This window comes from Burkholderia sp. WAC0059 (assembly GCF_002870125.1).
GTDB lineage: Bacteria > Pseudomonadota > Gammaproteobacteria > Burkholderiales > Burkholderiaceae > Paraburkholderia.
Genome location: NZ_PNEO01000010.1, coordinates 28,385 through 53,088 on the forward strand (window position 1 = coordinate 28,385; position 24,704 = coordinate 53,088).

Sequence of the window (24,704 nt, forward strand, 5' to 3'; positions counted from 1 at the left end):
GCCGCTCCCTGTCGTTTTCGCCGCCTCACGGTCGTCCCGCACAAGCCGACAAATCAGCCGATACTCCGGGTCCGGCCCGCGCGCCGGGCCCGCTTTCCGTCCAGTCAACCCCGTAATCCGCGCGCCCCAGACCCATGAGCGTTCCCGCCGCCGCCCTGCCCGACACGTCCTCGCTGAAATCCGGCTACAAGACCGCGAAGGCCCAGTTGCTGGAGCGCTTCCGCACCGCGACCAACGTCGACACGCTGATGCGCGCGCTCGCGCGCACGACCGACGACACGCTGCGTCAAGCCTGGCACGCCTGCGGGTTGCCGGCCTCGCTCGCGCTCGTCGCCGTCGGCGGTTTCGGGCGCGGCGAGCTGGCCCCGTATTCCGACGTCGACATCCTCGTCCTGCTGCCCGAGGATGAGCCGCTCGACCACGTGGAAGCGCGCATCGAGCGCTTCATCGGGCTCGCCTGGGACCTCGGCCTCGAGATCGGCAGCAGCGTGCGCACCGTCGCGCAGTGCCTCGAAGAAGCGGCCGGCGACATCACAGTGCGCACGTCGCTGCTCGAGGCGCGCCGCATCACGGGCAGCGCCGCGCTGTTCGGCGACTTCGCCGGACGCTACCGCGAGGCGCTCGACCCGCGCGCCTTCTTTCAGGCCAAGGTGCTCGAAATGCGCCAGCGCCACGCGAAGTTTCAGGACACGCCCTACGCGCTGGAACCGAACGTCAAGGAGAGCCCGGGCGGGCTGCGCGACCTCCAGTTGATTCTCTGGATCACCGAGGCGGCCGGTTTCGGCAGCAGTTGGCGGGAGCTGGACCAACGCGGGCTCATCACGGGCCGCGAGGCGCGCGAACTGCGCCGCAACGAGTCGTTCCTGAAGACGCTGCGCGCGCGCCTGCACGTGCTCGCCGGCCGCCGCCAGGACATTCTCGTGTTCGACCTGCAGACGGCCCTCGCCGAAAGCTTCGGCCACGAGGATAGCGCAACGCGGCGCGCGAGCGAGCTGCTCATGCGTCGCTACTATTGGGCGGCGAAGGCCGTCACGCAGCTCGCGACCATCCTGATCCTGAACATCGAGGCGCAGCTCTTCCCGAACACGAGCGGCATCACGCGTGTGCTTTCGGAGCGCTTCGTCGAGAAGCAGGGCATGCTCGAAATCGCGCGCGACGACGTGTTCGAGCGCGAGCCGCACGCGATCCTCGAAGCGTTCCTGCTCTACGAGCAGACGCCGGGCGTGAAGGGGCTATCGGCCCGCACGCTACGCGCGCTCTACAACGCGCGCGACGTGATGGACCAGCACTGGCGGCGCGATCCCGGGAACCGGCGCCTCTTCCTCGAAATTCTCCAGCAGCCGGCGGGCATCACGCACGCGCTGCGGCTCATGAACCAGACGAGCGTGCTCGGGCGCTATCTGCTGAACTTCCGGCGCATCGTCGGCCAGATGCAGCACGATCTTTACCACGTCTACACGGTCGACCAGCACATCCTGATGGTGCTGCGTAACCTGCGCCGCTTCGCCGTGCCCGAGCACGCGCACGAGTATCCGTTCTGCAGCCAGTTGATCTCGAACTTCGAGCGGCCGTGGGTGCTGTCCGTGGCCGCGCTGTTCCACGACATCGCCAAGGGCCGCGGCGGCGATCACTCGACGCTCGGCATGGCCGACGCGCGGCGCTTCTGTCGCGAGCACGGCATCTCGGGCGAGGACGCAGCGCTCGTGGTCTGGCTCGTCGAGCACCACCTGACGATGAGTCAGGTCGCGCAAAAGCAGGACACGAGCGACCCCGAGGTGGTCAAGCGCTTCGCCGGGCTCGTCGGTTCCGAGCGCGGGCTGACGGCGCTCTATCTGCTGACCGTGGCCGACATCCGCGGCACGAGCCCGAAGGTCTGGAACAACTGGAAGGGCAAGCTGCTCGAGGACCTCTACCGCGCCACGCTCGCGGTGCTGGGCGGCGCGCGGCCCGACACGCATTCGGAACTGAAGACGCGCAAGGAGGAGGCGCTCGCGCTGCTGCGGCTCGAAACCGTCCCGGAGGACGCGCACCGCGCCCTCTGGGACGAGCTCGACGTCGGCTATTTCCTGCGCCACGACGCGGCCGACATCGCCTGGCAGACGCGCGTGCTCTACCGCCACGTGCACACCGACGCGCCCGTCGTGCACGCGCGGCCCTCGCCGATCGGCGAGGCGCTGCAGGTGCTCGTCTACGTGAAGGACCGCCCCGATCTGTTCGCGGCCATGTGCGGGTACTTCGACCGCAACGCGCTTTCGGTGCTCGACGCACGCGTGAGCACCACGCGCCACGGCTACGCGATCGACAACTTCCTCGTCGCGCAAACCGAGGGCGGCGTCCACTATCGCGACATCGCGAACCTCGTCGAGCAGGAGCTGGCCGCCCGCCTCGCGAGCCCGGACCAGGCGCTGCCCGAGCCGGCCCGGGGCCGGCTCTCGCGGCTCTCGCGCACGTTCCCGGTCACGCCGCGCATCGACCTGCGGGCCGACGAGCGCGGCCAGTACTACATCCTGTCCCTGTCGGCAAACGACCGGCCGGGTCTCCTTTATTCGATCGCGCGCGTGCTCGCCGGGCACCAGGTCGGCGTCCACGCCGCCCGGATCAACACGCTCGGCGAGCGCGTCGAGGACGTGTTCCTGCTCGACGGCTCCGGACTCTCGGACAACCGGCTGCAGATTCAGGTCGAAACCGAACTGCTGCGCGCGGTCGCCGTATAAGAACATCGATGCGAGCCAAACTGACTGCCAAACATCCGCGCCCGACCACGTCGGAGCGCGCGCCCGTCCGCCGCGGCAGCGCGACGGCGCGCAAGCCGGCGAAACCGTCCGGCGCCGAAGCGCGCGCCGGCGGCAAGCCCGCTACGCCCGCCGCTTCTTCCGGGCCGGCCCCGGCGAAGACGCCCCGCACGCCGGCGTCTACTCTGCCCCGCGAAGACCGTGCGCCAGGCCGCCCGGCCCGGCCGCCGCGCGCTGGATCGTCGGATGCGCCGACGCCCCGGTTCGGCAAGAACCCGGCCGCCGGGCAAACCCGGCCCCGGCCGGTGCGTGAGGAACGATCGACCCAACCGGCCGGCCGGAATCGGACGGAAGGCAATGCCGAAGCCCGAACCGGACGATCGTCGGACCGGCCTCCGCGTCGGAGCGATGCTACGGCAGCGCCGGCCCGTAGAAATTGGACGGAAGGCAACGCCGAAGCCCGAACCGGCCGATCGTCCGATCGGCCGCCGCGTCGGGGCGAGGCTGCGGCAGCACCGGCCCGTAGAAATTGGACAGAAGGCAACGCCGAAGCCCGAACCGGCCGATCGTCCGATCGGCCGCCGCGTCGGGGTGAGGCTGCGGCGGCGCCGGCCCGCCGGAATCCCGCGGACCGCGATGCCCGGCCCGTGGGAAAACCGGACCGGAGCGACGGCGCCACGCGCGCGCGCCGCAATTTTGACGAAAACAGCGGAAATCGCCCCGCCCGCTCGCCCGCCGGCCCCCGTAATCCGAACGAGCGCCCGTACGCGGATCGTAAAAAGCGTCACGACGCACCGTTGGCCCAGGGCGACCGGAAAGCCAGGGCGACCAACGGGCCGCAGCGGGGGGCCGGAGAATCGTACGGCCCGCGCGCGCGGCCGACGCCGGCCCGCTCAAGCGCGGCCCCGACCGCCGTCCGCGCCGCCCGCCCCGTCCCGAACGACGAATCCGGCATGCTGCGGCTATCGAGGCGCATGTCCGAGCTCGGCCTGTGCTCGCGCCGCGAGGCCGACGAATGGATCGAGAGGGGCTGGGTGCTCGTCGACGGCCAGCGCGCCGACACGCTCGGCATCAAGATTCGCCCGGACCAGCGCATCGAGGTCGATCCGGCCGCCCGCGCCGCCCAGGCGCGCCAGGTCACGATCCTGCTGCACAAGCCCGTCGGCTACGTGTCCGGCCAGGCCGAGGACGGCTATCCGCCCGCCGTCACGCTCGTCACCGGCGCCAACCACTGGGACGGCGACCGCGCGGGCATCCGCTTCTCGCCGCTGCATCTGCGCACGCTCGCGCCGGCGGGACGGCTCGACATCGATTCGACCGGCCTGCTCGTGCTGACTCAGGACGGCCGCGTCGCGAAACAGTTGATCGGCGAGCAGTCGGACATCGACAAGGAATATCTGGTGCGCGTGACCTACGGCGACCTCGACACGGACATCGACCGGCACTTCCCGGCCGAGAGTCTCGCGATGCTGCGCCACGGGCTCTCGCTCGACGACGTTCCGCTCAAGGCCGCCATGGTGAGCTGGCGGAACGGCGAGCAACTGCGTTTCGTGCTGCGCGAAGGCAAGAAGCGGCAGATCCGCCGCATGTGCGAGCTGGTCGGGCTGAAAGTGGTGGGACTCAAGCGCGTGCGCATGGGGCGCGTCCTGCTCGGCGCCCTGCCGCAGGGCCAGTGGCGCTATCTGACGCCCGAAGAGTCGTTCTGATGGCATTCAGGGCGGCCGGGCGACGAGGAGAATACCGCCTTGCCGCCCGGAACCGCCGCCCAGCCGCCGCTCAGTCGTCCTCGTCCGATTCGAGTTCGGGAAACAGCACCTCGGTGAAGCCGAACTTCGAGAAATCGGTGATCCGCATCGGGTAGAGCTTGCCGATCAGGTGATCGCATTCGTGCTGGACCACGCGCGCGTGGAAGCCTTCGGCCACGCGGTCGATCGGATTACCGTACTGGTCCACGCCCTCGTAGCGGATCATCGAGAAGCGGCTGACGGCGCCCCGCATGCCCGGCACCGAGAGACACCCTTCCCAGCCCTCCTCCATGTCCTGCGAAACGGGATGGATCTCCGGGTTGATGAGGACCGTCTTCGGCACGGGCGGCGCGTCCGGATAGCGCCGGTTGCGGCCGAAGCCGAAAATCACGACCTGCAGGTCGACGCCGATCTGCGGCGCGGCGAGCCCCGCGCCGTCGACGGCCTCGAGCGTCTCGAACAGGTCGGCCACGAGCGCGTGCAACTCGGGCGTGTCGAAATGATCGACCGGCCTCGCGATGCGGAGCAGCCGCGGATCGCCCATTTTCAGAATTTCTCGAATCATGGCAGGTGGCCCTCCAGAAGCTTGCGCATATCGTCTTCGTCGAGTACCGGCACGCCGAGTTCCTCGGCTTTTGCCAGTTTGCTGCCGGCCTCGGCGCCCGCAACCACGTAATCGGTCTTCTTCGACACCGAGCCGGCCACTTTCGCGCCGGCGGCCTCGAGCATGGCCTTCGCCGCCTCGCGCGAGAGCGTCGGCAGCGTCCCGGTCAGCACGACCGTCTTGCCGGCCAGCACGCCCTCGGGCTCCCGCGGCGCCGGCGGCCCTTCGACCCACGTGAGCCTGCCGGGCGCGCGTAGCTGCTCGATCACCGTGCGATTGTGTGCCTCGGCGAAGAACTGGTGAATCGCCTCGGCCACGATGGGCCCGACGTCGTTCACCTCGACCAGTTGCTCGACCGACGCGTCCATGATCCGGTCGAGCGCGCCGAAATGCTTCGCGAGATCGCGCGCGGTCGACTCGCCGACGTGGCGGATGCCGAGCGCGTAGATGAAGCGGGCGAGCGTCGTCGATTTGGCCTTCTCGAGCGAGTCCAGCAGATTCTGTGCCGACTTGTCGGCGAAACGGTCGAGCGCCGCCAGCGTGGCGAAGCCGAGGTTGAAGAGATCGGCCGGCGTGCGCACCAGTTGCTGCTCGACGAGCTGGTCGATGATCTTTTCGCCGAGGCCGTCGATGTCAAGCGCCCGGCGTTGCGCAAAGTGCCAGAGCGCCTGCTTGCGTTGCGCCGGGCAGAAGAGCCCGCCGGTGCACCGGGCGATGGTTTCGTCCGGCAGGCGCTCGATGTGCGAGTCGCAGACCGGGCAGCGCGCCGGCATGACGAACTCGCTCGCGTCGGACGGACGCCGCTCGGGCAGCGCGCCGACGACCTCGGGAATCACGTCGCCCGCGCGCCGCACGATCACCGTGTCGCCGATGCGGATGTCCTTGCGGCGCACCTCGTCCTCGTTGTGCAGCGTCGCGTTGGTGACGGTCGCGCCGCCGACGAACACGGGCTCGAGCCGCGCCACCGGCGTGATGGCGCCCGTGCGACCCACCTGCACGTCGATCGCGAGGAGCGTCGTCAGCGCTTCCTCGGCCGGGAACTTGTGCGCAAGCGCGAAGCGCGGTGCGCGCGACACGAAGCCGAGCGCCTCCTGTTCGTCGAGCCGGTTGACCTTGTAGACCACGCCGTCGATGTCGTAAGGCAGGCTCTCGCGCTTCGCGCCGATGCCGCGGAAGAAATCGAGCAGCCCCTGCGCGCCGCGCACGAGCGCGCGCTCGCGATTTACGGGCAGGCCAAGCGCTTCGTACCAGTCGAGCAGCGCGCCGTGCGTCGCCGGCATCGGCAGGCCTTCGAGCACGCCGATGCCGTAGGCGAAGAACGACAGCGGCCGCTGCGCCGTGATTTTCGGATCGAGCTGGCGCAGGCTCCCCGCCGCCGCGTTGCGCGGGTTGGCGAACTCGCGCTGGCCGGCCTCGCGCTGGCGCTCGTTGAGCCGCGCGAAGTCGCGACGGAACATCAGCACCTCGCCGCGCACATCGAGCACCTTCGGAATCCGCTCGCCCTTCAGGCGCAACGGAATCGAGCGGATCGTGCGGACGTTCGCGGTCACGTTTTCGCCCGTCGTGCCGTCGCCGCGCGTCGCCGCCTGGACGAATTCGCCGTCCACGTAGCGCAGCGAGATGGCGAGGCCGTCGAACTTCAGCTCGCACGCGTACTCGACGTCGGTCTTGTCGAGCGCGTCGCTCACGCGCTTGTCGAACGCGACGATGTCCTCGTCGGCGAAACCGTTGTTCAGCGACAGCATCGGCCGGTCGTGCACGACCGGCTCGAACCCTTCCGCCACCGCCCCGCCGACGCGCTGCGTGGGCGAATCCGCCGTCGCGAGCTCGGGATGCTCGGCCTCGAGCGCCTGCAGCTCGCGAAACAGCCGGTCGTACTCCGCGTCGGGCAATTCCGGCTGGTCGAGCACGTAGTACGCGTGGTTCGCGCGTTCGAGCCCGGCGCGCAGCGACGCCGCGCGAGACGCCGGGGAAGACGGATCGCCGGGCGGGAAGACTGAGGTGTGGGCCATGCCTGGTCAGCGTTACGGAGATGTATCGAGCATCAGATTATCGCAGGAAGCCGCGCCCCGGGGCAGCAGGCGCGACCCGGGCATTCGAGGCCTGCGGAAGATTCGCTCACGATGGCCGAAGGTCGGGCGCGGCTTTCGGGCGCCGGCAGACTTCGGGGCGCCCGGAGCGGAGCCGCAACGCGCCGCGGATGGGCGGAAGTCCGAGCGTTCCCGCCTGTCTGCGGGCGGGAAAATCGGCCCGGCTTATTGGCCGAATTACTGGCTGAAAAGCCGGCGCGTGGTCGGCGAGCCCGCCGGAATGCCGGCCTGCTCGAGCCGGGCGTAGAGCGTCATGAGCTGCTTGTCGATCGACTGCAGCACGCTCTCGGGCAGCGGGCGGCGCTGGTCGTCCACGACGCGCCCGCCGATACGTTCCGCGAGCGACTTCGCGTAATCGCACATCAGCCGGAACGGCAGGATGTCCTCGTCGGCCACGGGCACGTCGAGGATCAGCGTGAGCATCTGGCCGCCCTTGTAGGTGAGGTCGTCGCGCAGGAAATTGGTGTCGCCGAACTGCAGCATGAACACGGGGCTCTGCTTCGCGTCGAGCTTCACGAAACGCGTGCCGTCGCGCGAGAGCAGCAGGCCGTCCTGCGAGGCAATGGCTTGCACATAGTTGGCCGACCACGGCGCGCCGTCCGACATCACGTTGATCGACAACTGCGCGTCGCATTGCGCAGCAAAGCCGTCGAGCTCGCGCGCCATCGACACGGTTTCCATCATGTCCGGAAATTCGGGCGACGCATCGAGCGCGTCGGCGAACTGCTGGACGCCCGTCACGAACTCGGAGAATTCGAGCTCGTTGAGCGGGCCGCTGCGGTTCGCGAGCTGCGCGGCCGCGCGCAATTCCTCGTAGCGCACGCCGCTTTGCAGCAGCTCCCAGGCGCCGCCGCCCTCGGGCCGGCCCTCGATGTGCACGGGCTTGCTGCCGGCGCGACGCAATTTCTGCGCGAGCGGCAGCGCGCGCTCGCCGGCCACGGCGCCCGGCAGCCGGACCGGTACGACGCAGTCGATGCGCCGGTCCACGACCGGGGGGGGCGCCGACGAAATCGTCGTAGCGGCCGGCAGCACCGGCTCGACGGGCTCGTCGGGCCCACCGGACGCGGCCCCCGCCTCGGGGGCCTCCGCGGACGACGGTTCCGGTTCGGGAAAACCGTTCGGCGAGGTGTTCTCGGCCTGGATGTCGGCAGGCGTGTCGAGCGGCGCGGCCGCGCCGAAGCCCGGCTCGATGCGCTCGTCGGACGGGACGTCGCCGGAGAGCGTCGGCTCGCGGCGCGACGGCGCGCGGGCGGGCTCGATGAACGGCCCCGGCTCGGGCTGGTCGTCGCGCGCGAGCGGCTCTTCCGCGTCCGCCGGCATGGGCCGCGGCATCCGGCGGCGCACCTTCGCTCCCTGCCACGCGTTGTACACCACCACGCCCCCGACCACCACGGCGCCCGCGCCGATCAACCCGAGTGTCAACTCGTCCATGCATGCTCCATCAGCCATTCTTTTGCAGCGGCAGTCGCCCTGCGGGCCGCGCGCGGGTTCGCCCCGCCGCCCCGGCGCGCTGGCCGCCGCCCGACGTTCAAACCGTATTCTGGGCGAAACCCGCGGCCGTTTCCATGTCGACCGCGACGATCCGCGATACGCCCTGCTCCTGCATCGTCACGCCGATCAGTTGCTGCGCCATCTCCATCGCGATTTTGTTGTGCGAGATGAAGAGGAACTGGGTCTTGTCCGACATCGCGCGCACGAGGTTCGCGAAGCGCTCCGTGTTCGCGTCGTCGAGCGGCGCGTCCACCTCGTCGAGCAGGCAGAACGGCGCGGGGTTCAACTGGAACATCGCGAACACGAGCGCGGTCGCCGTCAGCGCCTTTTCCCCGCCGGAAAGCAGGTGGATCGTCGAGTTCTTCTTGCCCGGCGGCTGGGCCATCACCTGCACGCCGGCGTCGAGTATCTCGTCGCCGGTCATGATGAGCTTCGCCTGGCCGCCGCCGAACAGGCGCGGGAACAGCTCGCCGAAATGCCGGTTCACCTCGTCGAAGGTGCCCTGCAGCAGCGCGCGCGTTTCCTGGTCGATCTTGCGGATCGCGTCCTCGAGCGTTTCGATCGCGCTCGTCAAATCGGCCGACTGCGCGTCGAGGAACGTCTTGCGCTCGGTGGCCGCGGCCAGTTCGTCGAGCGCGGCCATGTTGACGGGACCGAGCGCCGCGATCGCGTTGTTGATGCGCGTGACCTCGCCCTGCAGCCACGAAGGCTTGAGCTCGGGCGTGAGCTTTTCCTGGAGCGCCGCCTCGTCGACGCCGGCGGCCTGCAATTGCTCGACGAACTGCTCGCCGTTCAGCCGGGCGGCCTGTTCCTTGAGCTGCAGTTCGGTGATGCGATCGCGCAACGGCTGCAGCGCGCGCTCGGCCGAGAGGCGCGTCTCGTCGGCCTCGCGCAGCTTCGTGCTCAGGTCGTCGAGCTCGGCGCGCGCCGCGCGCAGCGCCTCCTCCTTCTGCGCGCGGATTTCGAGCGCTTCCTGCAGCCCGGTGTGCGCGGTCTGTTCATTGATCGTCTCGAGTTCCGCGCGGGCGTCCTCGAGCGACGCGGCCACGCGCGCGTCCTGCTCCTCGGCGATCTGGATGTTGCGCCGCAGCTCCTCGATGCGGTTCGCGACGTTGCGCGCCGCAAAGCGCGCGTCGCCGGCCGCGCGCTCAAGGTCGCGCGCGCTTGCCCGCGCCGCGCCCAGCGCCTCGTCGAGCGACTCGAAGGCCAACTGGTTGTCCTCGAAGCGGGCCTGCAGTTCGGCCAGCCCGGCATCGTGGCGCTCGAAGTTCGCCTCGGACTCGGCGCGCAGCGCGCGCTGCTCCTCGATCTGCGCGGCGATTTCCTCCAGCTCCTCGCGAATCTGCGTGCTGCGCGCCGTGTAGCGCTCGTGCGCCTGGGTCAGCTTGAGCACGTCCATCTGCAGCGCGTGCACGCGCTGCGTCGCGCGCTCGGCCTGCTGACGCAGGTCCGCGAGCGTCGCGGCCGCCTGCGAGTGCGCGGCCTCGGCCCGCACCGACGCGCTGCGCGCCTCGTCGGCCAGCAGCGCCTGGGCCCGTACCTGGCGCGTGAGATTCTCGATTTCCTGCTGGCGCGCGAGCATGCCGGCCTGTTCGGAATCGGCCGCGTAAAGCTGCACGCCGACGCGCGTGACCCGGTGCCCGGCCTTCACGACGAACGCGCCGCCGGCCGGTAGCTGGGCGCGCTGCGCGAGTGCGCCGGCGAGATCGTCGGCGACGAACGTCGTGTCGAGCCATTCGTTGAGCACGGCGCGCAGCCCCGCGTCGTCGATGCGCACGAGCGACTGCAACGGCGTCAGTCCGGCGGGCGCGGTGCTCGCCGCTCCGGCCGCGGGCGGCGCGTAGAACGCGAGCCGCGCGGGCGGCGCGTCGCTCGCGAACGCCTTCACCCAGTCGAGATTCGAAACTTCGAGCGCGGCGAGACGCTCGCGCAGCACGGCTTCGAGCGCGGTTTCCCAGCCCGGCTCCACGTGCAATTTCTTCCAGAGCCGCGGCAGCGCGCCGAGCTCGTGACGGTCGAGCCACGGCTGGATCTTGCCGTCGGTCTGCACGTTCTCCTGCAGTTGCTTCAAGGCGGCGAGCCGCGCTTCGAGCTGATGAATCTGGGCGCTTTCGCTCTGCACGCGCTCGTGCGCGGCGCGGCGTTCGGCGTCGAGGCGCGGCAGCGTCTCCTGCGCTTCGGCCAGGCGGTCCTGCGCGTCGCGCAGGATTTCCTCCTGCTCGGCGAGCTGCACGCGCATCTCTTCGAGCTGCGCCTCGTCGGGGGCGTCGAGCCCGCCCGCTTCGGCCTTGAGCCGTTCGTGGCGCTGCTGGAGCTGCTGGAGCGACTGGTCGGCATTGCGCTGCTGCGCGGCTTCGAGCTTGAGCGCCTGCTCGGTGCGGGCGATGCCGGCGCGCTCGTCGTTCAGGCCGGTCTGCGCGTCGCGCCAGCGGGCTTCGAGCGCCGGCAGCGCGTCCTGTTTCGCGGCGGCCTCGTCCTCGGCGAACGCGGCCCGTTCCTCGGCCATCGCCCGTTGCTCTTCGGCTTCTTCCAGGTCGTCCTTCGCCTTGCGCGCCTGGGCCTGCCATTGCTCGCGCTGCGCCGCGAGCGCCGCGATCTGCGCCTGCACGCGGTTGCGCGACTCGACGATGAACTTGATCTCGGCCTCGAGCCGGCTCACCTCGGCGTTCGCCTCGTAGAGCGCGCCCTGGGCGCCCTGCATCGCGTCGCTCGCCGAGTAGTGCGCCACGCGCAGCGTTTCGAGCTGGGCCTCGACTTCGCGCAGCTTCGCCGTATGCGCTTCGAGATCGACCTGCGCCTGCTCGATGGCGCGCTGCTGGCGCTGCTGCTCGCTCGCGGCCTCGTTCCGGCGCAGCATCCACAGGAGGCGCTGCTTCTCCTCGCCTTCGGCCTGCAGCTCGCGGAACTTCGTCGCGACCACGGCCTGGCCCTCGAGCTTTTCGAGGTTGGTCGCCAGCTCGCGGACGATGTCCTCGACGCGCGTCAAGTTTTCGCGCGTGTCGTGCAGCCGGTTTTCGGTCTCGCGGCGACGCTCCTTGTACTTCGAGACGCCCGCGGCCTCCTCGAGAAACACGCGCAGCTCTTCGGGCTTCGCCTCGATGATGCGCGCGATCATCCCCTGGCCGATGATCGCGTAGGCGCGCGGCCCGAGCCCCGTGCCGAGGAAGATGTCCTGAATGTCGCGCCGCCGCGCGGGCAGGTTGTTGATGTAGTAGCTCGAGGTGCCGTCGCGCGTCAGCACGCGCTTGACGGCGATCTCCGCATACTGGCCCCACTGCCCGGCCGCGCGGCCGTCGGCGTTGTCGAACACGAGTTCGACGCTCGCGCGGCTGCCGGGCTTGCGCGCGGTCGAGCCGTTGAAGATCACGTCCTGCATCGACTCGCCGCGCAGTTCGGAGGCCCGGGACTCGCCGAGCACCCAGCGCACGGCATCGATGATGTTGGACTTTCCGCATCCGTTCGGACCGACCACGCCGACGAGCTGGCCGGGGACCTGGAAATGCGTGGGATCGACGAATGACTTGAAGCCAGCGAGCTTAATCGAGGTCAGGCGCACGGAGAAATCGCTGTTTGAATGGGAGGAAAACGGGACCGGCGCGCGGTCCCGCCGAAAGGCCGTCACGGCCGCCGTCGGGGCCGGACGCGCCTTGGCCGGACACCGCGCGACGGACGGCCGCATCGCGCATTGCCCCTGTGCGATGCGGCACGGCCAGCGGCAATCATACCATCGCGGACCGCCCGTCCCGCCCGCCTCGCGGGGACTGTGGCGCGCGGCCCTCACTGTCCGCCGTCGCGGCCGGGGCGGCCCGCAGGCGCGCCGGGCCACGCTATAATCGAACGTTTTCGACGAGCGGCGCGCCTTCGGCAAACGGCGCGCGGAAACCCGCGGGAACGGGCAAAAACGGCCGAGGCGAGACTTTCCCGGACCGGAGCCATGGCCCCGGCCGCGAGACGCCGCGGCCGGCCCGAGCGACCGGCGGCATCCGTACCGGGATCGAGGCCCGTCGGCCCCCGGTTCGAAATCGCGACCGACCGCCCTTGCGCCCGCGCCGCCGATCCGATCCGGCCCATCGGCCGTCCGTATTGCCCTGCCCTTTCGCCCAGCGCCTTGCCCGTGAATCCGTTACTCGACACCCTCCAGTCCTATCCGTTCGAAAAGCTGCGCGCGCTCTTCAAGGACGCCGCGCCGCCCGCGGACCTGAAGCCGATCAGCTTCGGGATCGGCGAGCCGCGGCACCCGACGCCCGCGCTCGTGCGCGACGCGGTCGTCGCCGCGCTCGACGGCCTCGCGGTCTACCCGGCCACGGCGGGCTCGCCGGCGCTGCGCGAGGCGATCGCGGGCTGGCTCGTACGCCGCTACGGGCTGCCCGGCATCGACGCGAACACCGAGGTCCTGCCCGTGTCCGGCTCGCGCGAAGCGCTTTTCGCGCTCGCCCAGGCCGTCGTCGATCCGACGGCGGGCGTGAAGGACCCAGCGAAGCGCGCCATCGTGCTGTGTCCGAACCCGTTCTATCAGATCTACGAGGGCGCGGCCCTGCTCGCGGGCGGCGAGCCCTGGTACGTCAACAGCGATCCGGCCCGCAACTTCGCCTGCGATTACGCGGCCGTGCCCGAAGCGGTCTGGGCCCGTGCGCAGCTACTCTACGTCTGCTCGCCGGGCAACCCGACGGGCGCCGTGCTCACGCTCGACGACTGGCGCGAGCTCTTCGCGCTCTCGGACCGCTACGGCTTCGTGATCGCCTCCGACGAGTGCTATTCGGAAATCTATTTCGACGAAGCCAGGCCGCCGCTCGGCGCGCTCGAGGCCGCGCACCGGCTCGGCCGCAATTTCGAGCGCATCGTGGTCCTGTCGAGCCTCTCCAAGCGCTCGAACGCGCCGGGCATGCGCTCGGGCTTCGTCGCTGGCGACGCGGCCATCCTCAGGCAGTTCCTGCTCTACCGCACCTATCACGGCGCGGCGCTCTCGCCCGTCTGGCAGGCGGCGAGCCTCGCCGCCTGGGGCGACGAGGCGCACGTGCGCGAAAACCGGGCGCTCTACGTGCAGAAGTTTTCGACCGTCACGCCGATGCTGGCCGACGTGCTCGACGTGCGCCCGCCCGACGCCGCGTTCTACCTCTGGGCGAACGTCGCGCGCACGGGGCTCGCCGATGCGGAGTTCGCCCGGCGCCTGTACGCCGACTATAATGTGACGGTTCTGCCCGGCTCGTATCTGGCCCGCACGGCGCACGGCACGAATCCCGGCCGCGACTTCGTGCGTCTCGCGCTCGTCGCCAGCGTCGATGAGTGCGCCGAGGGCGCGAAACGCATCGTCGCCTTCTGCCGCTCGCTCGCGTAAAACGTCCACGCCGGCACGGGCGGGAGGCTCGCGCCGGCACCGATCACCTTTTCATCCGGATCACACATACACCATGTCGCAACCGCTCCAGCAGATCATCGACAATGCCTGGGAAAACCGCGCCGAACTCTCGGCGAGATCCGCGCCCGCCGACGTGCGCGAGGCCGTCGCGCACGCGATCGCGGAACTCGACCGCGGCACGCTGCGCGTCGCAGAGAAGAAAGGCGGCGAGTGGGTCGTCAACCAGTGGCTCAAGAAGGCCGTGCTGCTCTCGTTTCGCCTCGAGGACAACGTGCCGATGCCCGCCGGCGGCTTCAGCCAGTTCTACGACAAGGTGCCCTCGAAGTTCGCGGACTACACGGCCGAAGATTTCGCGGCAGGCGGCTTTCGCGTGGTGCCGCCCGCCGTCGCGCGCCGCGGTTCGTTCATCGCGAAGAACGTCGTGCTGATGCCGTCCTACACGAACATCGGCGCCTACGTGGACGAAGGCACGATGGTCGACACCTGGGCGACGGTCGGCTCGTGCGCGCAGATCGGCAAGAACGTGCACCTCTCGGGCGGCGTCGGCATCGGCGGCGTGCTCGAGCCGCTGCAGGCCAACCCCGTCATCATCGAGGACAACTGCTTCGTCGGCGCGCGCTCGGAGATCGTCGAGGGCGTGATCGTCGAGGAGAATTCGGTCATTTCGATGGGCGTCTACCTCGGCCAGAGCACGAAGATTTACGACCGGGAGACGGGCGAGATCAGCTACGGCCGCATTCCGGCCGGCTCGGTGGTCGTCTCGGGCACGCTGCCCGCGAAGGACGGCTCGCACAGCCTGTACTGCGCCGTGATCGTGAAGAAGGTCGACGCGAAAACGCGCGCGAAGGTGGGCCTGAACGAGCTGCTGCGCGACTGACCGGGAGACGGGCGATGGCCGCCGCGAAAAAAATAGTCGTCTACGGCATTCCGAACTGCGACACCGTAAAGAAGGCGCGCACGTGGCTCGACGAGCACGACGTCGCGTTCGAGTTCCACGACTTCAAAAAGGCCGGTGTAAGCGCGGCGCTGCTCGAAGGCTGGCTCAAGGAGGTGTCGCTCGACGCGCTCGTGAACCGGCGCGGCACCACCTGGCGCGGCCTCGACGACGCCGCGAAGGCGGCGGCCGATACCGAGGCCGGCGCGATCGCGCTGATGATCGGGAAACCGTCGGTCATCAAACGGCCCGTCGTCGTCGTGAACGGCCGCGTGAAAACGCTCGGCTTCTCCGCCGAACAGTACGAGACGCTGTTCGCCTGAGCGGTTCGTCCGGCCGTGTCGTCGCGTCTCCCGCACGCGGGACGCGGCGCCTGTCCATGTCGTTGCCGGCGCTCGCGCACCGGCAATTTTTCTTGAAGATGGTTCCTCCATGTCCGGCACCCTCGCCCTTACCGAACAGTTGATCGCGCGCGCGTCCGTCACGCCCGACGACCAGCACTGCCAGCGCATCATCGCCGAGCGCCTGAAGGCGATCGGTTTCGCCTGCGAAACGATCGAATCGCAAGGCGTCACGAACCTCTGGGCCGTGCGGCGCGGCACGGCCGGGACCGGCGGGCCGCTGCTCGCGTTCGCGGGCCACACCGACGTCGTGCCGACCGGTCCGCTCGAGCAATGGAGCTCGCCGCCGTTCGAGCCGTCGCACCGGGACGGCAAGCTCTACGGACGCGGCGCCGCCGACATGAAGACCTCGCTGGCCGCGTTCGTGGTCGCGAGCGAGGAGTTCGTCGCCGCGCATCCGAAACACCGCGGCGCGCTCGCCTTCCTCATCACGAGCGACGAGGAAGGCCCGGCCACCGACGGCACCGTCAAGGTGGTCGAGGCCCTGCAGGCGCGCGGAGAAAAGCTCGACTACTGTATCGTCGGCGAGCCGACCTCCACGCGCACACTCGGCGACTGCGTGAAGAACGGGCGGCGCGGCTCGATGTCGGGCAGGCTAATCGCGAAGGGAGTGCAGGGGCACATCGCCTACCCGCATCTCGCGAAGAACCCCGTCCATCTGCTCGCCCCCGCGCTCGCCGAACTCGTCGCCGAACACTGGGACGACGGCAACGAATACTTCCCGCCGACCACCTGGCAGGTCTCGAACCTGCACAGCGGCACCGGCGCGAGCAACGTCATTCCGGGCCACGCCGAGGTGCTGTTCAACTTCCGCTTCTCGACGGCGAGCACCGTGGAAGGGTTGCAGCGGCGCGTGCACGCGATCCTCGACAAACACGGGCTCGACTACGACCTCGACTGGACCGTGAGCGGCCTGCCGTTCCTCACGCCGCGCGGCGCGCTTTCGACGGCGCTTGAACAGGCGATTCGCGACGAGACCGGCGTCGCGACCGAACTCTCGACGACGGGCGGCACCTCGGACGGGCGCTTCATCGCGCGCATCTGCGAACAGGTGGTCGAATTCGGGCCGCCCAACGGCAGCATCCACAAGATCGACGAGCACGTCGAAATCGCCTTCGTCGAACCGCTCAAGAACGTCTACCGCCGCGTGCTCGAGCAACTGGTCGCCTGAAGTCCTTCACCGGTCCCGCCGGGAGTTCCGCCATGACGCATCCGCTGTCCACGACCTTTTCCACCGTGCGCGATCTGCTGCGCTTCGCCGTCACGCGCTTTCGCGGCGCGGGCCTCGCGTTCGGCCACGGGTCGGACAATGCCTACGACGAGGCCGCCTACCTGATCCTGCACACGCTGCACCTGCCGCTCGACCTGCTCGATCCGTTCCTCGACGCGCGCCTTGCGCCCGACGAGATCGAAACGGTGCTCGCCGTGATCGAGCGGCGCGCGACCGACCGCGTGCCGGCCGCCTACCTCACGCGCGAGGCCTGGATGCACGGCCTGCGCTTCTACGTGGACGAACGCGTGATCGTGCCGCGCTCGTTCATCGGCGAGCTGCTCGACGACGGCCTGCAGCCCTACATCGAGAACCCCGAGGAGGTCGGCGCGGTGCTCGAACTCTGCACGGGCTCGGCCAGCCTCGCGATCCTGGCCGCGCACGCGTTTCCGAACGCCGACATCGACGCGGTCGATCTCTCGGCCCCGGCGCTGGAGGTGGCCGGGCGCAACGTGCGCGAGCACGGGCTCGAGGAGCGCATCGCGCTGTTCCCGGGCGACCTGTTCGCGCCGCTGCCCGCGCGGCGCTACGACGTCATCCTCGCGAATCCGCCCTACGTGAACGCAACGTCGATGCAGTCGCTGCCCGACGAATACCGGCACGAGCCGGAGATGGCGCTCGCGGGCGGCGAGGACGGCATGGACGTCGTGCGCCGGATCATCGCCGAAGCCCGCAACTGGCTGACCGACGAGGGCGTGCTCGTCGTCGAGATCGGCAACGAGCGCGCCAACGTGGAAGCGTCGTTCGGCGGTCTCGATCTCGTCTGGCTGCCGACGAGCGCCGGCGACGACAGCGTGTTCCTGATCCACGCCGCCGACCTGCCCGTGTAAGCGCCGCGGCCGGCACTGACCGCGGGCCGGCCGGGTTCGGTAAGATGGGCGCGTACCCTGCGCCGCGTATCCCTCCCGAGTATCCTGAATATTCCGCGTCGGCCTCGCGGCGCGTTCCGGCTTTCCTGGCTATCCTGAGCGCCTATGCCATTCGACTGGTCACACCTCGGCACGCTGCTGCTCGTCATGCACCTGCTGGGCCTCGCGGCGGCCTGCCACGCCATCCTGAACACCCGCACCTCGCAGGGGGCGATCGCGTGGGCCGTCTCGCTCGTGACGATGCCGTACTTCACGCTGATCCCCTATCTGTTCCTCGGTCGCAGCAAGTTCGCGGGCTACGCGGACGCGCGACGGCTGCGCAACGAAATGCTGCGCAACCACGCGCGGCCGCCGGATTGGACCGAGGCGAACGCCGCGACGTGCCCGGCGGACACGCTCGACGCGCGCGTCGTCCAGACGCTCTCGCAACTGAGCGGCATGCCGCTTCTGCCGGGCAACGCGGTCCGCACGCTCGTGAACGGCGAAGCGACGTTCGCCGCGATCTTCGACGCCATGGAGAAGGCGCGCAGCTACGTAATCGTGCAGTTCTTCATCGTGCGCGCGGACGCGCTCGGCGACATGCTCAGGGACGCCCTCGTCGCCTGCGCCGCGCGCGGCGTGCGGACCTACTTTCTCTACGACAGCATCGGCAGCTTCGACCTGCCGGGCCGCTACGTCGACGCGCTGCGCGCGAGCGGCGTGCACGTGCATCCGTTCTCGACGCGGCGCCGCTTCGTCAACCGGTTCCAGCTCAACTTCCGCAACCACCGCAAGATCGTCGTGATCGACGGCGAACGCGCGTTCGTCGGCGGCCACAACGTCGGCGTCGAATACCTGGGCGGCAACGCGCGGCTCTCGCCGTGGCGCGACACGCACATCGAGGTGCGCGGCCCGGCCGTCGCGAACATCGAATTCGCGTTCACCGAGGACTGGTACTGGGCGACCCAGTTGCTGCCGGCGGGCGGCGAAACGGTTGCCGCGACGCACGACGACGACATGTACTGCCTCGTGATGCCGACGGGCCCCGCCGACCGCCAGGAAACCTGCTCGCTCTTCTTCGTCGAGGCCATCAACGCCGCGCGCAAGCGCCTGTGGATCACGACGCCCTATCTCGTGCCCGACGAGGCCGTGTTCTCGGCGCTGCGCCTTGCAGTGGCGCGCGGCGTCGACGTGCGGATCATGATCCCGAGCCGGCGCGACCACTACGTGGTGTTCGAAGCCTCGATGCTCTACGCCTACGACGCGATCCGCGCCGGCATCCGGATTTTCCGCTACCGCCCCGGCTTTCTGCACCAGAAGGTCGTGCTCATCGACGACGTGGCCGCCGCGATCGGCAGCGCGAACCTCGACAACCGCTCGTTCCGGCTCAACTTCGAGATCATGGTGCTGACCGTGCATCGCGGCTTCGCCGCCGAGGTCGAGGCGATGCTGCTGCGCGATTTCGACGAGACGTTCGAGATCGACCGCGGCGAATACCGCAACGCGCCGGCCTGGCGCAAGGTGACGATGCACCTCGCGCGCCTGTTCGCGCCGATCCTGTAGGCGGCCGCCTAGAGCAGCTTCTCGATGTCCGACGCGATCGACTCGGGCTTCGTGACGCTCGCGTAGCGCTTGACCACGGCGCCGCCGCGGTCGACGAGAAACTTCGTGAAATTCCACTTGATCGCCTCCGAGCCGAGCACGCCGGGCGCCTCCTCCGTCAGATAGCGGTAGAGCGGATGCGCGTTGGGCCCGTTCACGTCGATCTTGTCGAACATCGGGAACGTGACGCCGTAGTTCTGCTGGCAGAAACCGGCAATCCGGGCGGCATCGCCGGGCTCCTGCTTGCCGAACTGATTGCACGGAAAGCCCAGCACCTCGAACCCGCGCGCCGCGTAGCCGTCGTAGAGCGTCTGCAAGCCCGCGTATTGCGGCGTGAACCCGCATTCGCTCGCCGTGTTGACGATCAGCAGCACCTTGCCCGCGTAACGCTCGAGGCTCACCTCGTCGCCGCCCAGCGCGCGGGCCGAAAACGAATGGATCGTGCTCATCTGCGTCCCCTGTCGGAAAACTTCAGTCTACCGGGAACCCCTCCGGCCCGCAGGCCAATACTGGCCAATGCTGCCGTAAGGCGGCGCAGTCTAGAATAGCGTTTTCCGAATACCGGCCGTACCTGTGATCCGTTTCGACCAATTCAGTCTGGCCCGCGGCGCCAAACCGCTTTTCGAGCAGGTCTCGTTTTCGCTGAATCCCGGCGAGAAGGCCGGCCTCGTCGGCGCGAACGGCGCGGGCAAATCCACGCTGTTCGCCGTGCTGCGCGGCGAGCTGCACGCCGACGGCGGCGATTTCTCGATGCCCGCCTCGTGGCGGATCGCGCACGTCGCCCAGGAGACGCCCGCCGTCGAGCGCACGGCGCTCGACTACACGCTCGACGGCGACACGGCGCTGCGCGCGATCGAAGCCCGCATCGCCGCGGCCGAGCGCGCCGGAGACGGCGCGGCGCAGGCCGACGCGCACGCCGCCTTCGCCGACGCCGACGGCTACACTGCGCCCTCGCGCGCCGAGGCGCTGCTGCTCGGCCTCGGCTTCACGCTCGAACAGGCGCGCCAGAGCGTCGGCAGCTTCTCGGGCGGCTGGCGCATGCGGCTCAACCTCGCCCAGGCGCTGATGTGCCCGTCCGACCTGCTGCTGCTCGACGAACCGACCAACCACCTCGACCTCGACGCCATCGTCTGGCTCGAGGACTGGCTGCACCGCTACCCCGGCACGCTGATCGTGATCTCGCACGACCGCGAGTTTCTCGATGCGGTCTGCAACGTCACGCTGCATCTCGACCACCGGCAGATCAAGCGCTACGGCGGCAACTACTCGCAGTTCGAGGTGCTGCGCGCCCAGCAGCTCGCGCTGCAGCAGAGCGCCTACGAACGGCAGCAGCAAACCGTCGCGCACCTGCAAAGCTTCATCGACCGCTTCAAGGCTCAGGCGACCAAGGCCCGCCAGGCGCAAAGCCGCGTGAAGGCGCTCGAAAGGATGGAGCTGATCGCGCCCGCGCACGCGGCCTCGCCGTTCACGTTCGCGTTCCGCACGCCCGACTCCGCACCCAACCCGATGCTCGTAATGGAAGACGTGCGCTGCGGCTACCGCGGCGACGACGGAAACGAGACGCCCGTCGTCGAACACGTCTCGCTGTCGATCCAGAACGGCCAGCGCATCGGCCTGCTCGGCGCGAACGGCCAGGGCAAATCCACGCTGATCAAGACGCTGGCCGGCACGCTCGCGTCGCTCTCGGGCAGCCTGCGCACCGGCAAGGGCTTGCAGATCGGCTATTTCGCCCAGCACCAGCTCGAAACGCTGAGGCCCGGCGACACGCCGCTCCAGCATCTCGCGCGCCTCGCGCCCGACACGCGCGAGCAGGAACTGCGCGACTTCCTCGGCAGCTTCAATTTCCCCGGCGAGATGGCGACCGCGCCAATCGCGCCGTTCTCCGGCGGCGAGAAGGCACGGCTCGCGCTCGCGCTGATCATCTGGCAGAAGCCGAACCTGCTGCTGCTCGACGAGCCGACCAATCACCTCGACCTCGAAACGCGCCATGCGCTGACGATGGCCCTCGCGCAATTCGAAGGCACGCTGATTCTCGTTTCGCACGACCGTCACCTGTTGCGGGCGACCACCGATCAGTTCATGCTGGTCGCGAAACACCGGCTGCTGCCGTTCGATGGCGATCTCGACGAATACCGCGACTGGCTGCTCCAGCATGCCGCCGAAACGCGCGCGGCGCGGCGGCTGGAGGCGGCCGGCGTGTCCCCGGCCGAGAGCGACGGCGCGGCGTCGGCGGGCAACCGCAAGGACCAGCGCCGCCAGGAAGCCGGAACGCGGCAGAAGCTCGCGCAGTTGAAGAAGCCGCTGCAGACGCGCATCGGCCGGATCGAAAAGGAGATGGAGGCGCTCACGGGCGAAAAGGAGACGCTCGACGCGTTCGTCGCCGATCCGGCCAGCTATGCGAGCGAGCAGAAGACGAAATTGACCGAAGCGATCCGCCGTCAGGCGGAAGTCCATTCGCGCCTCGAGGCGCTCGAAGCCGAATGGCTCGAGGCCCACGAGGAGCTTGAACAGATCGGCTGACGGCCCTTCCCGTACCCGACGCCCGCCAGCCGGCGCGTCGGTACGGGAAGGCCACCGCCGGCCGCCGCCTGAGGAGCTACGAGTGCCGTCACACGCCACGTTGCAGGGCCTTCGCGTTCTTGACCTGACCCAGTTGCTGCCGGGGCCGATCGCCACGCTGCGGCTCGCCGAGCTCGGCGCCGACGTGCTGAAGATCGAGCCGCCCGGCGCCGGCGACCTGACGCGCATCATGATGCAAAGCGCGGCCGACGAAGTCGCGGGCCGCCCCGGCGCGCTCTACCGGCTCGCCAACCGCAGCAAGCGCGAAACCCGGCTCGACCTGAAGTCCGACAGCGGGCGCACGATCCTGCTCGCGCTCGCGCGCGACGCCGACGTGCTCGTCGAAAGCTTCCGGCCCGGCGTCATGGCGCGCCTCGGCGCCGGCTACGAGACGCTCAGGGCGATCAATCCGAAGCTCGTCTACTGCTCGATCACGGGGTACGGCGCCGACGGGCCGTTCGCCTCGCGCGCTGGCCACGACCTGAACTACGTCGCCTACTCGGGCGTGCTGAGCCAGTTCGCCGGCAGCGACGGAACGCCGGTACTGCCGAACGTCCAGGTCGCCGACCTGCTCGGCGGCGCGCTCACGGCCGTCACTCAGATCCTCGCCGCGCTGTGGCGCGTGGCGCGCAGCGGCGAGGGATGCAGCCTCGACATCTCGATGGCGCACACGGTTTATGCGCACAACGTCATGGCCCAGGCCGCGCTCGTCAACGGCGAGGTGGCGGCCACGCATCCGGGCGGCGGCCTGCTCAACGGCGGCGTGCCCTGCTACAACCTGTACCGCACGCAGGACGGCCGCTGGCTCGCCGTGGCCGCGCTGGAACTGAAGTTCTGGCAGACGCTGTGCAGGGCGCTCGACCGCGACGACTGGATGAATCGCCACTGGAGCCTCGGCCAGGCGATCGGCGGCGCCGATGCCGCCGCGCTGACGGCCGAGCTCGCGGCCCTGATCGAGGCCGAGCCGCTGCAGACCTGGATCGACCGGCTCGAATTGCTCGACTGCTGCGTCTCGCCCGTGCTGCTGCCGGCCGAGGCGGCCCGGCATCCGATGTTCAACGCCGAGGCGAGAAAGAAGGCCCAGGCGCAGAACCGCGACGCGTACGGCGATGATATGGACGCGCAGGACGCCGGCGCCGCAGCGGCCGCCTCGACCGGAACGGGCGAACCGTCCGGCGACGCAGCGTCGGGCGCAAGAAAGAAGCCGTTCACTTACGGCCCATGGGGGTAAAGCAGGATAAAAGCGGGGTAAAAGCCGCCGGGGCCGGACGGCCCCGGTTCGCGATCCGCCGCGCCTACCGCCTCGGTAAGGTCTGCCTCGGCGCACGCTCGTCGTCGTAAAGCACGTGCCGGCGTCCTTCGACGTGATGCGCGATCGTACTGCGCACCTGCGCCGCGGTCACGTCCTCGGCCACGACGCGCCGCGAAATGCGGCCCTCGCTGTCGATCCATTCGACGATCCGGCATGCACTGCCCCAAGGCTGGGGAATCGGCTCGGATATCCGGCAGCCCCGCACGACGATCGAGCGATCGCTTGCGGACACATCAGTCTGCTTCAAGATGCCATCCTTTCCGCTTCGACACGGCTTACGTTTGTGTCAAAGGATAGGGAAAACACCGGGCGAACGGTTTACAGTCAACGCCGGGGTTGTTACCGGACGTTACCCATGGCCGCTACCGGGCGCATCCGCCTCATTCCAGCGTGCGCACGCGGTCGATGGCTTCCTCGATGCGCTCCACCGCGTGCACCTGCAAACCGTCGATCGGCTGTTTGGGCGCGTTCGCGCGCGGAATCAGCGCGCACGAAAAACCGAGCTTGGCGGCTTCCTTCAGCCGCTCCTGGCCGCGCGGCGACGGCCGGATTTCGCCGGCCAGGCCGACTTCGCCAAATACGATCAGACCCTTGGGCAACGGCTTGTTACGCATTGACGAGTGGATCGCGAGCAGCACGGCGAGGTCGGCGGCGGGCTCGGTAATCTTCACGCCGCCGACCGCGTTCAGGAAGACGTCCTGATCGAAGCACGCAATGCCCGCGTGCCGGTGCAGCACGGCAAGCAGCAACGCCAGCCGGTTCTGCTCGAGCCCGACCGCGAGCCGGCGCGGATTGGGCACGTGAGCCGTGTCGACGAGCGCCTGGATTTCGACGAGCAGCGGCCGCGAGCCCTCCTGCGTGACGAGCACGCACGAGCCCGGCACGGTCTGTCCGTGTTGCGATAGAAAGAGCGCCGACGGGTTGGCGACGCCGCGCAGACCCCGCTCGGTCATTGCGAACACGCCGAGTTCGTTGACCGCGCCGAAGCGGTTCTTGAACGCGCGCACAAGCCGGAACGACGAATGCGTGTCGCCCTCGAAGTAAAGCACCGTGTCGACGATGTGTTCGAGCACGCGCGGCCCCGCGAGATTGCCCTCCTTCGTCACGTGGCCGACCATGATGATCGCGGTGCCCGACTGCTTGGCGATGCGCGTGAGTTGCGCCGCGCACTCGCGCACCTGCGCGACCGAGCCCGGCGCCGAGGTCAGCGCATCCGAATAGACGGTCTGGATCGAATCGATGACGGCGACGTCGGGCTTCTCGGCCTCGATCGTCGCCTGGATTCTTTCGAGCTGGATCTCGGCGAGCAGTTGCAGCTCGCTGGCCTTCGAACCGGGGTCGAGCAGCGCCAGGCGTTGCGCCCGGAGGGCGATCTGCGCGGCCGACTCCTCGCCGCTGACGTAGAGCGCGCGACGCTCGCTGGCGATCTGCGCGAGCGACTGCAACAGCAGCGTCGACTTGCCGATGCCGGGGTCGCCGCCGATCAGCACCACGCCGCCCGCCACGAGCCCCCCGCCGAGCACGCGGTCGAACTCGCCGATGCCCGTCGTGAAGCGCGGCACGTCGGCGGCGTCGATCTCGGCCAGCCGGCGCACGGGCGCGCTTTTGGCGAGCGACTGGAAGCGGTGGCCGCCCGGGGGCTCGGCAACGCTCTCGACCAGCGTGTTCCACGCGCCGCAGGCGGGGCACTGCCCCTGCCATTTCGGCGTCTGGCCGCCGCACCCGGAACACGTATACAGCGTCTTCGCTTTCGCCACGGC

General features: G+C 69.4%; 17 protein-coding genes. 10 read left to right on the plus strand and 7 right to left on the minus strand.

Annotated elements, in window-relative coordinates; translation table 11 throughout:
- Window positions 1-134 precede the first annotated feature (134 nt).
- Entirely contained in the window at window positions 135-2,714 is a 2,580-nt protein-coding gene (locus CY652_RS11930) for a [protein-PII] uridylyltransferase (protein WP_102130927.1), read from the plus strand.
- A gap of 8 nt (window positions 2,715-2,722) precedes the next feature.
- Window positions 2,723-4,438 (plus strand): pseudouridine synthase, encoded by a 1,716-nt coding sequence (locus tag CY652_RS25200; RefSeq protein ID WP_102130928.1) that lies wholly within the window; start codon window positions 2,723-2,725, stop codon window positions 4,436-4,438.
- A gap of 70 nt (window positions 4,439-4,508) precedes the next feature.
- Here CY652_RS25200 and def read toward each other — a convergent pair whose 3' ends face one another.
- From def to smc, 4 genes are all read right to left on the minus strand, one after another.
- Complete coding sequence (gene def / locus CY652_RS11940; RefSeq protein WP_102130929.1) at window positions 4,509-5,042, minus strand: peptide deformylase; 534 nt, start codon at window positions 5,040-5,042, stop codon at window positions 4,509-4,511.
- Complete coding sequence (ligA, locus tag CY652_RS11945) at window positions 5,039-7,093, minus strand: NAD-dependent DNA ligase LigA (protein ID WP_102130930.1); 2,055 nt, start codon at window positions 7,091-7,093, stop codon at window positions 5,039-5,041. Before ligA ends, def begins: the two co-directional genes overlap by 4 nt.
- Window positions 7,094-7,348: 255 nt before the next feature.
- Window positions 7,349-8,602 carry a cell division protein ZipA C-terminal FtsZ-binding domain-containing protein gene (locus CY652_RS11950; protein WP_102130931.1) on the minus strand — a complete coding sequence of 418 codons (1,254 nt, stop codon included), beginning with the start codon at window positions 8,600-8,602 and terminating at the stop codon, window positions 7,349-7,351.
- A 97-nt stretch (window positions 8,603-8,699) separates the two neighbouring features.
- The gene (gene smc / locus CY652_RS11955) at window positions 8,700-12,218 is read right to left on the minus strand and encodes a chromosome segregation protein SMC (protein WP_102131058.1); all 3,519 of its coding nucleotides are present in this window, start codon (window positions 12,216-12,218) and stop codon (window positions 8,700-8,702) included.
- Window positions 12,219-12,776: 558 nt separating this feature from the next.
- Between smc and dapC the strand changes: the two genes are divergently transcribed.
- The 6 genes from dapC (at window position 12,777) to cls (ending at window position 19,034) form a co-directional block, all read left to right on the plus strand.
- Window positions 12,777-13,997 carry a succinyldiaminopimelate transaminase gene (gene dapC / locus CY652_RS11960; RefSeq protein WP_258002288.1) on the plus strand — a complete coding sequence of 407 codons (1,221 nt, stop codon included), beginning with the start codon at window positions 12,777-12,779 and terminating at the stop codon, window positions 13,995-13,997.
- A 73-nt stretch (window positions 13,998-14,070) separates the two neighbouring features.
- Entirely contained in the window at window positions 14,071-14,895 is an 825-nt protein-coding gene (gene dapD, locus CY652_RS11965) for a 2,3,4,5-tetrahydropyridine-2,6-dicarboxylate N-succinyltransferase (RefSeq protein ID WP_102130933.1), read from the plus strand.
- A gap of 14 nt (window positions 14,896-14,909) precedes the next feature.
- Window positions 14,910-15,275: an ArsC family reductase gene (locus CY652_RS11970; RefSeq protein ID WP_102130934.1), complete on the plus strand. Its 366-nt coding sequence runs from the start codon at window positions 14,910-14,912 to the stop codon at window positions 15,273-15,275.
- Window positions 15,276-15,384: 109 nt separating this feature from the next.
- On the plus strand, window positions 15,385-16,524 hold the full coding sequence (gene dapE, locus CY652_RS11975; RefSeq protein ID WP_102130935.1) for a succinyl-diaminopimelate desuccinylase: 1,140 nt from the start codon (window positions 15,385-15,387) through the stop codon (window positions 16,522-16,524).
- 32 nt (window positions 16,525-16,556) lie between these two features.
- Window positions 16,557-17,453, plus strand: coding sequence for a 50S ribosomal protein L3 N(5)-glutamine methyltransferase (gene prmB / locus CY652_RS11980; RefSeq protein WP_180970548.1), 897 nt, complete (start codon window positions 16,557-16,559; stop codon window positions 17,451-17,453).
- Between the two features lie 144 nt (window positions 17,454-17,597).
- The gene (gene cls / locus CY652_RS11985; protein WP_102130936.1) at window positions 17,598-19,034 is read left to right on the plus strand and encodes a cardiolipin synthase; all 1,437 of its coding nucleotides are present in this window, start codon (window positions 17,598-17,600) and stop codon (window positions 19,032-19,034) included.
- A gap of 8 nt (window positions 19,035-19,042) precedes the next feature.
- On the opposite strand, the gene CY652_RS11990 is transcribed toward cls, so the two are convergent.
- Window positions 19,043-19,522 (minus strand): glutathione peroxidase, encoded by a 480-nt coding sequence (locus CY652_RS11990; protein ID WP_102130937.1) that lies wholly within the window; start codon window positions 19,520-19,522, stop codon window positions 19,043-19,045.
- A 124-nt stretch (window positions 19,523-19,646) separates the two neighbouring features.
- Here CY652_RS11990 and CY652_RS11995 point away from each other — a divergent pair, with 124 nt between their 5' ends.
- Both CY652_RS11995 and CY652_RS12000 read left to right on the plus strand, forming a co-directional pair.
- Complete coding sequence (locus tag CY652_RS11995) at window positions 19,647-21,593, plus strand: ATP-binding cassette domain-containing protein (RefSeq protein ID WP_102130938.1); 1,947 nt, start codon at window positions 19,647-19,649, stop codon at window positions 21,591-21,593.
- 82 nt (window positions 21,594-21,675) lie between these two features.
- On the plus strand, window positions 21,676-22,863 hold the full coding sequence (locus CY652_RS12000) for a CaiB/BaiF CoA transferase family protein (RefSeq protein ID WP_374703652.1): 1,188 nt from the start codon (window positions 21,676-21,678) through the stop codon (window positions 22,861-22,863).
- Window positions 22,864-22,927: 64 nt separating this feature from the next.
- Here the strand turns inward: CY652_RS12000 and CY652_RS12005 are convergent, their stop codons facing one another.
- Together CY652_RS12005 and radA are read right to left on the minus strand one after the other, a co-directional pair.
- Window positions 22,928-23,194 (minus strand): DUF2866 domain-containing protein, encoded by a 267-nt coding sequence (locus CY652_RS12005; protein ID WP_374703655.1) that lies wholly within the window; start codon window positions 23,192-23,194, stop codon window positions 22,928-22,930.
- 130 nt (window positions 23,195-23,324) lie between these two features.
- Window positions 23,325-24,701 carry a DNA repair protein RadA gene (radA, locus tag CY652_RS12010; protein ID WP_102130941.1) on the minus strand — a complete coding sequence of 459 codons (1,377 nt, stop codon included), beginning with the start codon at window positions 24,699-24,701 and terminating at the stop codon, window positions 23,325-23,327.
- Window positions 24,702-24,704: the final 3 nt, after the last annotated feature.